Below are 12370 nucleotides of genomic sequence, written 5' to 3' on the forward strand. Positions count from 1 at the left end.
CCTTTCCCGGTTTTATCTCCGGATCTTTATTTCCCACTCTTTCCCATCTTTTTTATCTTCAATTTCCAGCACCTCAAGCCCCATTGCCTCGCATGCCATGGGAATCTCTTTTTTTGATGCCGGATGCGTGCCTTTAACAATTACAAGATCTCCTGGAGAGGCTTTTTTAAACGCTTTTCTGCACTCTACCAGCGGGACCGGGCATGTCTGCCCTCTAACATCTACTTCCAGTTCTGCCAGTGTTCTTCCCCCTGAGTAAGGATAAAGGAAGGTTCTTAAAAACAACAGTTCCTCTTCCCCTAAGTTCACTATACTCAAAAAAATATATTATCGTTTCGTATAGAAAATATTCTCCGGAGCTGTCATCTCATCTGGTCATTTTCTATTCTTACCCTGGCATATTTATTTGAAGGCTCTCACTTTCCCTCAGGTTTTTTCTTATTTTTTCTGCTACTTCATCCAGATTGGTTCTATCCGTTTCTGTCCATACGATTGATTTTATTCCTCTTCCCCCGTCACCTTTTTTTCTGGGAATAATATGTACATGCACATGGGGAACCTCCTGCCCTGCTACTTCCCCGTTATTGATGCCGACATTCGACCCTTCTGCTGAAAATGCTTTCTCAACCGCAGCAGTAATTTTTCTTGCAGCTTCAAAAAGCCTGGCGACATCTTCTGGGCCCATTTCCGTAAAACTGCTGAAGTGTTTTCTTGGAGCCACCAGCGTATGTCCTTCGCTTGCAGGGTAAATATCAAGGAATGCGTAAACAGCATCGTCTTCATATACCTGCTTTGAAGGAATCTCTCCTGATATTATCTTGCAAAAAAGGCAATTCTCTGTCATACAGTACCCCATAAAGGTTTAGGGCACTCACTTATATCAGGGTTCTGTTTACCTCATAAATTTTAATTACTATACCGCATTAACTCTATATAATGTATTGAAAAGTTATATTTAAATGACCTTTTCAGCATCGAATTAAACCCCTGAGAGTGAGTTTATATGATTGGTTATATTGCAGGTGCCCTAACAACCATAGCTTTTGCCCCTCAACTCGTTAAAGCCCTTAAAACGAAATCAACAAAGGACGTATCTCTTCTAATGCTGTTCTGCTCAACTTCCGGCATGGCTCTCTGGCTGATCCACGGAATCCAGGTAAACGATCCTGCAATAATTGCTGCAAACAGCGTTTCTGTTTTACTGGCTGCTTCTCTTCTCGGCCTCAAGCTTAAAAATGACTGTGCTTATTCTGTTTTAAGTTTCGGGAAAAAGGAAACAGGCTTCGAAAATAAAAGTGCTTCTATCAGGAAGTGAATTATAATAGCTCAACTATATATTTAATCAATTAAATCTGAAATTTATACTGGTTTCCAATTTAATCTTTTTTAATGGGGGGTACAGATATGGGTAGAATCATCAGTGGCGCATTGATAGGTATGGTATTGACTTTTGTTTTTTATTTTATTCCGGTAGTAAATTCGATAGCTCCTCTCCTGGGCGGCTTGCTGGCCGGTTACTACGCAGACGGGGGATTTGAAGGTGGGCTTAAATCCGGAATATTAATGACGGTCTTTATGATAATTCCTGTCTTCCTTCTTGGCGGGATCCTTGGAGCTGTGCTGCGTAATTCTCCGGTTCTTGGAGGGTTTATAGTAGCTTCCACCCTGATTGTTGCATTAGTTATCATAATTTATACCGCCATAACAGGCATTATCGGCTCCGTAATAGGAGCTCTTCTGACCGAAAGAAAAAGTTACTGAAATTAGCCTGCTCAGAAACTCAAACCTGCACTTCATCAGTGCAGGTTCCAAAATAAAGATAAAAAAGTAGGGCTAAAGAAAAAAATCTTTTTTAGATCTTTTTCTTCAGAACAAAATACTGCACAAGAATCATGAACAGAGGCAGGGAAATAGCAAAGAGTATTTTTGCTACACTCATTGGTCCCTTTTTTATGCCACCTTCTCTTTCTGCACTGCTGTTCAGGATTGCTACTCCTTCTCCTTCCCAGCCTCTCAGGGTATTCTGTATTCCTTCTTCATCACTGGATACAGTTCCCTCTTCTCCAGTATACTCGCTTATTGCAAAGCAAGAAAAGGCAGTGATTTTTGCCCTGTAATATACGTATTCATTGTCCTCATCTGTTTTTTCGGTATCTAATGGTCCCCACTTACTGTTATTGTACCAGAGAAGGGCTATATTGGACTCGTTTATGCTGTTATCTTCTACCCATTCCCTGTCCACTTTGAATCCTGTATAGGCGTTTTTAAGGGAATCCTCACGTCCTGCTCCTTTATTTCCAACCCAGATGTTTAATTGCTCATATATCCTTCCGGGGGGCTGCGTCTTGACAAAGGTGGACTTATCCTTGAGAACCTCTACGGTTGCTGTCGTTTTCTTAAATGTCTTCAGAGCGTCAAACTCCACATATGTGACACAGGTTGCATTTTTCGCAAAATCATATTTTACATGGTAGCCGCTCATTATGTTCCTTGTATCAAGCTCTTTGACTTCCACATTTCTCGCAGGCTCTTTGGAGACTCCACTTCCCATACTGCTACTTTTGCTGCTGCCACTGCCGCCACCTGAGCCGCCGCCTGAACCGCTGCCTGAGCCGGAACCCGAGTCTTCTCCACCTTCAGGAGTACTCTGTTTGGAGACACTAAAAGTTTTAACAAATTCATTATTTGTCTCGTCGTCTTCAAATACCACACTTTTGGAATCTGCTACAAATTTCGCATTAAAGTTCCCTTCTTCTCTAGGTACCCACGAAAAAGTGCTTGTTACGGTTTCCCCTTTAACAATCGGTGGTACTGATGCCGTGCTGTTGTAGGTTGTATTGGTTCCGCCAATCTGATATTTTAGTTCGCTCCCTGCTGAATCGCTAAGTCCCTTATTCTTTATTGATACTTTGAAAGTAACGGTATCTCCTATTTTTGGGGCTTGAGGATCCAGAGACACTGACTCGATTATGAGATCCGGGAGTAAGGCATTTACCTCTACGATTTTCGTAAATTCATTGTTATTTTCATTACTTTCGTAAACATCTGTCCCTGAGTCAACACGCACCTTTACTTCCATCTCTCCCGGCCTGTCCGGGATTAATGAGAAAGTAACATCTGTTCCCGCTCCTGCCGAAAGGGCCGGGATATGAATTCCGTCCTGACTGGGGGCAATTCCGTTAATACGATATTCTGCCCTGGCTTCCGTAGAAGCGGCTGTTCCCTGGTTCTTTACTTTCAAAATGAGGTTAAGGGGCTTTCCTAATTCGCCATTTGATTGCTGTACAATTTCTTCAATTACCAGGTCCGGAAGATAATTTTCTGCTGCTATTGTTGTGACGGTTATTTCGTTATTCGTCTCATCGCTCTCACTAACCGAATTATCGCCGTCAACTACAGATCTTATTTTTACAGATCCTTCCGATGTCGGAATCCAGGTGTATGAATTGTATTTGCTTTCCCCCTCAGATAATTTGGCTATGTCCCATTCCTTAACAAGAGTTCCGTCAATATAAAGCGCCAGTTTTGTTTTTTCCGAAGGGGCTGTTCCCTGGTTCTTCACATTTATCCCTATGGTCTGGGATTTTCCTATGGAGGGATTTTGAGGATAATTAAGATCGTTTATTACCAGGTCCGGTAATAAAACAGTTGAGTTCCCATCTTCTCCGGAGGGTATATCATCAGCTGCATTAACCACAATAGGCATAATTCCAGGAATTATAACCATTATTATAAGCACATTAACCAGAGAGTGAAAAAAATTTACTTTCATTTTAGTTGGCCTCCGCCCCCGCATGTCTGCATATCGAAATGTCGGTACCTTAGAATTTATTACCAGTAGCTATATGATTCATCGAAATTAAGTTTCTGATTTTATCTCGAAAAAGCTTCCTGAACTCTACTCCAAAATACCTGAGCTTTAAGAGGATTACTTCGTACGATACATTACTTCTCACGTCATATATTTAAGGCTCTACGTTCTCAATTCTTTTCTTTTATTTTTGCTTCCCAGATACTAATCAGAAATAATAACTTTCAAATGACCTTCAGGTTTTCTTCCTTCTGTTAGCATATCAGGTAGAAATCCTGTTGCCTCTATAAGGCAGTATGATGGTGATAATTAATAAAATAAGACCTGAAACAGTGATGTACAAAAAATATCTTAAAGAAATACATCCAATATATATAAAAAGTAGAATTTAAAAAATATTGTAAAATATTACATTAAGAAAATTAAACAATCAGGTATTTGCTATCTTTAATCTGAGATCTGCTGTTGACGCCGAGTATTTCGGCGATTTCAACACCTTCGCTTCCGATCTCGGAAAGCTGTGTATATATTTCAGTTTTTGAAATATATTTTTCAGTTCTTGTTCCGTCTGTTTCTTCCATTTTAATAGTAATTTCTTCTTTATTATGCCCTTTCGCCAGGCACTCATGGACAATTACGCCGTACTGTTCTGCAATAACCTTAAGGCAGTCGAAAACCTGATTTGTAGAGATCGCATCCTCTTCATCAAGCAGAACTTTTGAAAGGGTATAAGTCCGGATGTTTGTCCTGAGATAGTCCTGAACTTTTTCCGGAATTCTGGTGAGAGCCATTGTTTCAATATAAGCTCCAAGCTCTCTGTCGGCAGTAATCTCTCTTTCGTCTTCATATACAAAATAATTGAGACCGCCGCCTTCTATCCTGAACTTACGGTTTGATTTTTTATTTTCAATAACTAAACGAATGTTTCTTTCGCTGTCATATTCAAGAGAGCTTACCAGGAATTCTGAGAGGTCCTGCATCTTTATTTTCTCTTCCTTTCGCAGAATTCCAGTTTTTGTCCAGTATGGCAGGCTGAAGCTGCCAATAAGTTTATCCACCGTTAAAGACTCTTCTGAGGACCAGAGCTTATAATAATACTGCAAGCCTGATATCGAACCCTCCATCAACCCGGATACTTCATTTACATTGCTGGAAAGCTCAAATCTTTTTTCTGCCCCATATATTCCAGAGATCAAAAAGGGTGTGAGGACGTCAAGGACTTTGCTTTCAACTTTCTGGTACTCCTGTTCAGCTCCATTCTCAACCCTTCTGGACTCCACTTCGAGAATTTCACGCTTTTTCCCGAGGTTTTCACTGCATGTGGCCAGGATTACGTCGATGCAGGATGTTAAATCCTCGGTACCGATATCTTTTGCCAGTTTATTGACCAGTATGCCGAGTTTTTCCTCAAAAAGGTTCATTCCCATAATTCTGTTGTTCAATTTATGGAGCTCTTCTTTATGCTTGCATTTCAGTTCTATAATAGAATTCTCCAGAGGAATTACTCGGGCAGTTATGTCTATGAATGCTTTCAGATCCTCAATGAAATCCCTCTGTACAGGCAGTTCCGTAGAGTCCTGGTAAATATATTTCATATAAAAAGCACCCTGGAATTCTAAACTAACTCTCCAAACATTCTATGCCCTGTAGATATATAACATTTTATACGGAATCTTCAGGCACTCTTTTAAGGCACTTCCTTCCCCCTCAGGAATATGCCTTTGCCCATGGCTCAAAAATTTTTTAGAAGGGGGTTTCCCTTCATTAATTTAAAGAAGAATTTCCCTTACAGGGTCCAGAATTTCGTTTATATATTTTGCAGCCGAGTTTTTGAGGTCCATTGGATGGACTTTTTCTTCCGCAAAGTCGCTTTCCATCTCAGCGTAACTGTGATAGACAAGATTTCCACCGAATTTCTCAGGCCTTTCAATAGTGACAATGTCATATCTTGGAAAGATATGATATCTGAAGAGAGCGAGGATTGGGTTTTCCTCTATATCTCCTATCCTGCAGAAAGCTTTCTTAAACTTCCGCTGGATCTCCCCTTCCATATCATCTACTGAAATAAAATTGTCCTTTGAGGAAGCCATCTTGGTTCCGTCAAGCCCGAGGAGGATAGGAGTGTGAATACAGATCGGGGTTTCAAATCCGAGGCTCTTTAAGTTTTCGCGGGCAAGCATGTGTATTTTTCTCTGGTCAATTCCTCCCACTGCCACATCCACTTCAAGCATGGCAATATCAATCGCCTGCATCAGGGGATATACCATCTGGGAAACCGTAGGGTCATCCATTGCACGCCCCACTTCGTCCATACTCCTCTTTGCCCTGTTAAGAGTGACTGCTCTTGAGAGTTTGAGCACATTTAACATGTAATCGGCTCCCAGCTGGAAATCCGAACCGTAAACGAAATCGGTTTTTTCTTCATCAAGCCCGAGAGCAATAAAGCAGCGCCTGTTGTAGTCTGCAATCTTCCTGACCTCTTCAAGAGTGCCTTTCCTGTTCAGATAAGCATGTACATCTGCAAGCAGGACAGTAATCTTGAACCCTGCCTTTTGCAAATCAATTAATTTGTTTACGGTAAGGACGTGTCCCATATGGATTTTTCCGCTTGGCTCGTATCCTACATAAGCACGTGGAGCTTCCTTTTTATCGAGTAGTCCTTCCAGCTCTTCTTCTGTTACTATTTCCTGAACATTCCTTTTTATAAGCTCAAGTCTGTCCATTGCATCTACATTCCTTTTCTTTTCTTACTCTGAAAAACTCAGTTTCTATTAATAAGTTTCTCTAAAAACGTAATTCCTTCTTCGGATTTGAATTTAGGAATTTCCCAGTTCTGGGTTATTCTTTTTCGCAGAGATTTTACTTCTTTGCCAGATATCGGATTAAAGCCTTCGATTTCGCATTCTTTTTTAGAAACCACGATCCCTCTTCTCTGCCAGGCCGGAAGTGCTGCGAGATTTATTCCTCTTTCGAAAAGCATCTCATGAATTTCCCATTCTTTTTTTCCTTTCAGATATATTGCAGCCTCATCTTCTTTCATTCCTTCGTTCCTGAGAGCATAATATCCCCAGGAGGATACAAAGTTTCGCCAGGCTTCCAGTTGTCTCCAGTGAAAGTATTCCGCAATTTCTTCTTTCTGAAGAGCTACCAGCCTGGAGTCAAAAGCTATGGGTTCTTCAAGCCGCAGTTTTATTGTAAGAGCGCTTCCCAGGTAACTTGCTACTACAGAGTCTATCTTCTCCACCCTGCCGTCAAAAGGAAGCTCTGTAAACAGAAAACTGATTTCATCTGAAAAAGTATAGGCAAAAAGAGGGCTTAAACCGCTTTTTTTAATGAAAAGTTCAGCAGTATCCGCCATCGCTCTGGCGAAGGTCACATCATATGGTTTTTCAAAGCCCAGGCCTGAAAGTGTGTTTTTGAAATTCCTGCCGTCAGCGCGCAAGACCACTGGCGGGATACAGCGCATCTCAGCATAGATTTCCCGGTTTTTCATATACCTTTTCTAAAGACCATTCAGTCTTCTTTCCTCTTTTTTCTCTGGATAATATCTCTAATTATAATAATGTCCGCTGCGGTTATAACCCACCGGTAAGGAATAATAACACCCCTGCTGCTGAGATCAAAAAGCTCTCTGTTGATATCAGATACAGCAAGCCCTGTTACTTTCTGTTCATCTACATCAATTACGAGGTCCTGCAACTTCCCTACGTAAACACCATTATTTGTGTATATGTTCAGGCCAAAGAGTGACGTGAGTTCTGCGCGCATTATATCCCTGCTCTATTAATTATTTAAGTTATCTATGCATTCTAAATTTATTTAAATTTCTTCCTTTACCTTATATGAAAAACATACTTATATATCTTACAGTTTTACCGAGCTCTCTTCTCTCTTAAAAATATGTTTTTCAGGTTTTATATTTTACTTATCTTATGTTGCCGAACAAATTGTTTATTCGTTTCTCTGAGAAACTTTCAGCCTTATTATTGATAAATACCTGTTGTTTAAATAATAGTCATAGAAATGTTTAATCAAAACTGAAAACGTTTTTATCTATTAAATTCTTTTCGAAAGTTTTTATGAGACTGCGCGTTCAGGCAAATTATCTTCTCTATGTGGCCTGATCAAAGAGATGGCTTGTTTCTATTTCTTAATAGGTAAAATAAAAACTCGTAATAGATAAAATAAAAACTCCCAATAGATAATATAAAAACATGAATTGAGCAGGTTTTCAAGGTTTGTCCTAACCAGTTGGAAAACCTTGATTTTTCCTTAAAAGAAACCTGTCTCTTTTAATACTTATTTAATCTTTTATCTACCTTATATTTACTTGATCTCTCATATGTCTTACATTTACTTAATCTCTAGTCTGTCTTACATTTACTTAATCTCTTATCTGCCTTCTTCAAGTTCTTTCATATCTCCAGCTGTGAAATTCCCCTTCGTATAGTTTCTGCAGATTTTCTGAGTATCTCACACTGGTTTTCCTCAAGTTTAAGTTCAAGAATTTCTTCTACGCCGTTTGCTCCGAGCTTTACCGGGACTCCGAAGTAAATTCCTTTTTGCCCGTACTGTCCTTCAAGATATGCAGACGCCGGAAGTATACGCTTTGAATTCTTGAGCACTGCTTCTGCCATGCGTACGATAGCTGCAGAAGGCGCATAAAAAGCACTTCCCTGTTTGAGGAGTTCTACTATTTCAGCTCCTCCATTCACCGTTCTTTCCACAAGTCTGTCGATTGTTTTTTCCGGAAGCAGTTCTGGAAGCGGAATTCCTGAGACTGTGGTGTACTGGGGGAGAGGAACCATAAGGTCTCCGTGCCCTCCAATAACCATCGCCTCAATATCCTTTTTTGAACACTTCAGCTCCTCTGCGATAAAACTTGCAAAACGGCCTGCATCAAGAATTCCACTCATCCCGAAGACTTTTTTTGGCTCAAAGCCAGTTGACTTCAAAGCCACGTATGTTATGATATCAAGCGGATTTGTGACATTTATGACAATAGAGTCAGGAGCGTATTTTGCAACATTTTTTGCCACTTCTCCTATTATTTTTGAATTTGTTTTTATAAGGTCTTCCCTGCTCATTCCGGGCTTCCTGGCAATACCTGCTGTAATTATTACCAGGTCAGAATCTGCAATATCTGCATAATCGTTAGTACCTGTTACCCTGGTGTCATAACCATTAATCGCTCCTGCCTGCATGAGGTCCAGAGCCTTTCCCTGCGGCAAACCTTCCACAATATCTGTCATGACAATTTCGCCAGGTTCCAGTTCGGCTAGCCGCTGGACTGTGGTCGAACCTACAAATCCTGCACCAATTACGGAAATTTTAGCCATCACTTGTACACCTGTATCAATATTTATTTGCAGGAAGTTTTTTATCCCTGCCTCTAAAAATCGATCCTTCTAAATCGGTCTGGGTGGTAACTATATCTTAATATTTATTCTTTTGGCTCTCAAGAGGACCTTTACTTCAATTTTCCCCTCTCAGGTCGAACCCCATAAGCCTCTCTTTTATTCTGCCCCCACAGAAAAAAAGAGTACTTTATAATATTACTAGCTAAGTATATTAACCTTGTTAGTCCGAATCTGGGTGATACCATTTAATACCTGGCAGGCTGGACGCGCGTATAAACTACGCTTAATAAACTCTGAATCAAAGGTTTTTTAGCGAATAATTTCTCTGTATTAAGCTTTTAACTCAGGATCTCCTGCCATTAAAAGCTGTTATCTGTCTTCTATATTACTTTCAGCCTTCATGCAGTATTTTTATTAAAGATAATCTCCTATGGCTCAGGGGAAAAATGCTGAAGAATACATACATTCATATTCCTGGTGTAGGAAAAGCGCTTGAGCAGAAAATCTGGGCTTCAGGGATAAATACATGGGATGAGTTCCTGGAAATGGAAGATAGGATTTCTATCCCTTCGTCCAAAAGAGCCAGAATATGTGAAGGAATAAAGGTATCTTCCAGCCATCTGGCTGACAGGGACTGTTTCTTTTTTTTGCAGCGCCTTCCTTCAGCAGAACACTGGAGGACTTATTCCCTATTTTCCGACTCTGTCGCTTTCTTTGATATCGAAACCACAGGACTTTCCCCTAACAGGGACAAAATAACCGTTGTTGGAATCTATGATGGAAATGAGACCAAGACGTATGTAAGGGGAATTAATCTTGAAGATATGGTTTCCGAATTCTCAAAATACAGGCTCCTTGTATCCTTTAACGGGGCTCGTTTTGACATACCTTTCATAAAATCCGAATTTCCTGAAATGGAGTTCAAGCAGCTTCATATAGACCTGATGTATCCTCTGAGGCGTATCGGATATGGGGGAGGCTTGAAAAAGATTGAAAAACTGCTCGGGATCTGCAGAAGCGAGGATACGGACGGCATGGACGGATTTGATGCTGTAAGACTCTGGAGGCAGTACGAAAAAGGAGATCTCGAAGCCCTTAACCTGCTTGTTAAATATAACAGTGAGGATATAGTAAACCTGAAAACTATTATCGAACTTACTTACCCTAAAATGGTTGAAAAAGCTCTTAAGGTGTGAAAAGCGCATCCTTCCCTTTGAGGGTACCGCCAAAAAGTAGAAATGTCAGTAATAGGTATATATTGTCGGTTGAAAACTGTGCTTATTACTGTTCTGGATTTTAGCCCTGCTAATTTCCTGCTAGCTTTCTAACAGGACCGCGTAAGTTGAACAGGCTCTATGGTATTGAAATTATTGTGTACTTTAAAATAAAGGGGAATTCAATGGCTGTAACACTGAAGTTCGGGGACAAAGTCACTGCGGCAGATGTAAGAAAACTCCATGATATGGAAGACGTGGTATTTGATAGGGAATGGTTTGAAAAAACAGACGAAATTAATAAAGATATGTATTACATGTTCCGGGATCTTGCCAAAAGTGATTCCGATCTTGAGATTATCAAATCCCGCCGCCTCAGGTATGACATCACAAGAATCCCTCCCGGAATGCTGGGGTCAGAATACATTAAAACCGTAGGCCATTACCATCCGAAAGTCCCTGGAACGGATGTATACTATCCTGAAATTTATCAGGTCCTTGAAGGTTCTGCTACATATCTGATGCAAAAGGCTGAGCCCGGAGACGAGGATGTTGTCCTTGATGCGGCAGTTATTAAAGCTGAGAAAGGAGATCTGGTGATCGTCCCACCCGGATACGGGCATGTAACAATAAATGCTTCGGAGAATACTCTTGAGATGGCAAACTGGGTTTGCCGGGATTTCTCTTCAGTCTATGAGCCTATAAAAAGGCTTTCAGGAGCTGCATATTTCCTTCTTAAAGACGGTTTTGTCAAAAATCCGCTTTATGCAGATGTCCCATCTATCCGTTACACCGCACCTTTGAGTCCTGATGAATTCGGCCTTGATTCCGGAGAAAATATGTATGAACTCATACATGAAGCTGAAAGGCTCAGATTCCTGACGGCTCCTCAGGATTATACGGGTTTTCTGACAGGAATACTCTGAAAGAGGATTCCTAAGCTTTATAATAGATAAGGGCTTCATATTCTATTATTTCCTTCCAGGAATCTCCTTTAATAATCTTTATTTTTTCCTTTTTTACCTCAGGGCAGGATCTACATATCGGAGTCAATAAAAACCGAAAGGACATCTTTCTTCACAATAATGCACAACTTATAATAGGTATAAATTCTTTGAATTATTTGAGGGTTGAAATGCAAAAAAATGGGTACCGTATCCAATTCACATCATCCAGAATTAGAGATCTAATGTACAGGACTACATTTGATCCAAAGAAAATGGAAGGAGATGTTATTCTTAATCTCTCCCTTATCGATAAAAAAGACCTGGACGACGTGCTCGGCATCTTCAAGATGGTTATATCAAGCGGGCTTTCCGTAACTCCTTATGTGAAAGTGATCTCAGAAGGGGAGCCTATAGGAGACACGACTATTGAGAAAGGAAAGGTAGGAATCGGAACTGTATGCAGTATAACTATTGATGGTGTGCTGCTGAAAGCAGGGATCCCTGTAAACCCCAAGCTCGGAGGGGTTGTTCAGATCCGTAATGGATTGCCTGTACGTTTCACTGATGTACTCACATATGTAAGTACAACCGTAGACCCGCTTGAGATTCTGATGTCCCAGGGAATTACTTCCGTATCTGAGATGCTCAGAACAGGTTCCGGTAAAATTCTTGCAAATCTGAGGGAGGCTCCTATGGTTGCAAGGGATGAAATTGAAAGTAACCTGTCCGATCTCCTGGACGCGGGCTTTAGCGGAATCCTTGAAGTCGGAGAGCCGAATACAAGAGTCCTCGATGTCCCTATTGAGAGAGATCATCTCGGAATAGTTGTTATCGGAGGGACAAACCCCATGGCAGTTGTACAGGAGTATGGAATTCCGATAGATACAAGTGCCATGTCAAGGTTGATTTCTTTTAAAGAAATGAGCCGGATAGAGGACCTTGTCTGAACCTTTATATTTAATCCGAGTTAAACTTCCGTTCAGCAGTTCCTTTTCAGAATATCTTAACCTTTGCTGAGATATGCTGTATTTTATGAAC

Annotated in this window: 13 protein-coding genes; 5 read left to right on the top strand and 8 right to left on the bottom strand. The window is 40.6% G+C overall.

All coding sequences use genetic code 11. The annotated features are described in order from the left end of the window. Nucleotides 1-12: 12 nt before the first annotated feature. Together RSJ42_RS00820 and RSJ42_RS00825 are read right to left on the bottom strand one after the other, a co-directional pair. Nucleotides 13-309 carry a sulfurtransferase TusA family protein gene (locus RSJ42_RS00820; RefSeq protein WP_410510276.1) on the bottom strand — a complete coding sequence of 99 codons (297 nt, stop codon included), beginning with the start codon at nt 307-309 and terminating at the stop codon, nt 13-15. Nucleotides 310-388: 79 nt separating this feature from the next. Further along, the gene (locus tag RSJ42_RS00825) at nt 389-844 is read right to left on the bottom strand and encodes an HIT family protein (protein WP_410508856.1); all 456 of its coding nucleotides are present in this window, start codon (nt 842-844) and stop codon (nt 389-391) included. 159 nt (nt 845-1003) lie between these two features. On the opposite strand from RSJ42_RS00825, the gene RSJ42_RS00830 reads away from it, so the two are divergent. Continuing rightward, nucleotides 1004-1315: a SemiSWEET family sugar transporter gene (locus RSJ42_RS00830; RefSeq protein ID WP_410508857.1), complete on the top strand. Its 312-nt coding sequence runs from the start codon at nt 1004-1006 to the stop codon at nt 1313-1315. 89 nt (nt 1316-1404) lie between these two features. Next, nucleotides 1405-1761: a DUF5518 domain-containing protein gene (locus tag RSJ42_RS00835; protein WP_410508858.1), complete on the top strand. Its 357-nt coding sequence runs from the start codon at nt 1405-1407 to the stop codon at nt 1759-1761. A gap of 91 nt (nt 1762-1852) precedes the next feature. On the opposite strand, the gene RSJ42_RS00840 is transcribed toward RSJ42_RS00835, so the two are convergent. The 6 genes from RSJ42_RS00840 to mdh form a co-directional block, all read right to left on the bottom strand. Then, nucleotides 1853-3772, bottom strand: a complete 1920-nt coding sequence (locus RSJ42_RS00840) for a CARDB domain-containing protein (RefSeq protein WP_410508859.1) — start codon at nt 3770-3772, stop codon at nt 1853-1855. 461 nt (nt 3773-4233) lie between these two features. Continuing rightward, on the bottom strand, nt 4234-5406 hold the full coding sequence (locus tag RSJ42_RS00845; protein ID WP_410508860.1) for a chromosome segregation ATPase: 1173 nt from the start codon (nt 5404-5406) through the stop codon (nt 4234-4236). Nucleotides 5407-5580: 174 nt separating this feature from the next. Beyond that, on the bottom strand, nt 5581-6534 hold the full coding sequence (locus tag RSJ42_RS00850) for a tyrosine--tRNA ligase (RefSeq protein ID WP_410508861.1): 954 nt from the start codon (nt 6532-6534) through the stop codon (nt 5581-5583). A gap of 38 nt (nt 6535-6572) precedes the next feature. Continuing rightward, a complete protein-coding gene (locus RSJ42_RS00855) occupies nt 6573-7304 on the bottom strand; it encodes a tRNA(His) guanylyltransferase Thg1 family protein (RefSeq protein WP_410508862.1) in 732 nt (243 codons plus the stop codon). A gap of 20 nt (nt 7305-7324) precedes the next feature. Continuing rightward, a complete protein-coding gene (locus tag RSJ42_RS00860; protein WP_410508863.1) occupies nt 7325-7579 on the bottom strand; it encodes a PRC-barrel domain-containing protein in 255 nt (84 codons plus the stop codon). 647 nt (nt 7580-8226) lie between these two features. Then, nucleotides 8227-9150 carry a malate dehydrogenase gene (mdh, locus tag RSJ42_RS00865; RefSeq protein ID WP_410508864.1) on the bottom strand — a complete coding sequence of 308 codons (924 nt, stop codon included), beginning with the start codon at nt 9148-9150 and terminating at the stop codon, nt 8227-8229. Between the two features lie 467 nt (nt 9151-9617). Here mdh and RSJ42_RS00870 point away from each other — a divergent pair, with 467 nt between their 5' ends. The 3 genes from RSJ42_RS00870 to nrpRII all read left to right on the top strand — a co-directional run bounded on the left by RSJ42_RS00870 (nt 9618) and on the right by nrpRII (nt 12279). Next, entirely contained in the window at nt 9618-10367 is a 750-nt protein-coding gene (locus tag RSJ42_RS00870; protein WP_410508865.1) for a ribonuclease H-like domain-containing protein, read from the top strand. 203 nt (nt 10368-10570) lie between these two features. Beyond that, complete coding sequence (locus RSJ42_RS00875; protein WP_410508866.1) at nt 10571-11311, top strand: glucose-6-phosphate isomerase family protein; 741 nt, start codon at nt 10571-10573, stop codon at nt 11309-11311. Nucleotides 11312-11520: 209 nt separating this feature from the next. Beyond that, nucleotides 11521-12279 (top strand): global nitrogen regulator NrpRII, encoded by a 759-nt coding sequence (nrpRII, locus tag RSJ42_RS00880; protein ID WP_410508867.1) that lies wholly within the window; start codon nt 11521-11523, stop codon nt 12277-12279. Nucleotides 12280-12370: the final 91 nt, after the last annotated feature.

The sequence above is a fragment of the Methanosarcina hadiensis genome (assembly GCF_046529725.1).
In the GTDB taxonomy this organism is placed as follows: domain Archaea; phylum Halobacteriota; class Methanosarcinia; order Methanosarcinales; family Methanosarcinaceae; genus Methanosarcina; species Methanosarcina hadiensis.